This window comes from Microbacterium sp. LEMMJ01 (assembly GCF_002114135.1).
GTDB lineage: Bacteria > Actinomycetota > Actinomycetes > Actinomycetales > Microbacteriaceae > Microbacterium.
Window position 1 is genome coordinate 1 of the sequence record NZ_NCTV01000031.1, and the last position, 785, is coordinate 785.

The 785-nt window shown below is 64.8% G+C and carries 1 protein-coding gene and 1 pseudogene; one reads left to right on the forward strand and one right to left on the reverse strand.

Annotation, left to right across the window (positions count from 1 at the left end):
* Positions 1-365, reverse strand: a pseudogene (locus B7W94_RS11090) (hypothetical protein); the annotation flags it as partial.
* Positions 366-559: 194 nt separating this feature from the next.
* On the opposite strand from B7W94_RS11090, the gene B7W94_RS11095 reads away from it, so the two are divergent.
* Positions 560-785: hypothetical protein (locus tag B7W94_RS11095; protein ID WP_139833313.1), on the forward strand; the 226-nt coding region annotated here is incomplete at its 3' end.

The following is a 785-nucleotide window of genomic DNA, read 5'->3' on the forward strand; positions in this document are numbered from 1 at the left end:
CACGCAGAGATGAACAACTCCGCCCACCCGGTGGAGTGCCGGCCGAGCATGATCGCCAGGCCCGCGACACCGCCGGCGATCGTCAGCGCGAACGGGATCCATGCGATCTCGCCGAGGAAGTCCTGCAAGAGGTCGGCCAGCGCGCCGAACGGTGCCGCGACGATGTCGACCCACTCGAAGGAGAGCAGCCAGTTGCAGAACCAGATCATCCACGACACCAGACCCAGATGCCCGGTCCAGATCGGGTCGATCCACATGGAGATGAAGAACTTCCCCATCGTGAACACATCGCCGCGGTCCAGTGGAAGCACCGTGTAGTTGGTCAGCGGGACGCCGTCGCTGTCAGTGATGTCGCCGCCGAGCATGAACGGGGACGAGCCGCCGCCGTCAGCGGCGAAGGCCCAGTACGTGTTGCCGAACAGGACCAGGAACAGGTCGATCAGGACGACGGCGATGACCTTGCTCCACCGCGGGTGATCGTGCGCCCAGAAACGGACCCGCCAGAACGCGCCGCCCAGAGTCTCGAAGCCGTGCTGTCGACCCCGTCTCTGGTGACACCATGATCACCTTCTACCGGCACACCTTCGAGACTCTGGGCGGCGCGTTCTGGCGGGTCCGTTTCTGGGCGCAGGATCACCCGCGGTGGAGCAAGGTCATCGCCGTAGTCCTGATCGAACTGTTCCTGGTCCTGTTCGGCAACACGTACTGGGCCTTCGCTGTTGACCGCGGCGGCTCGTCCCCCTTCATGCTCGGCGGCGTCATAAATGAGAGCTGCGGCGTCCCGC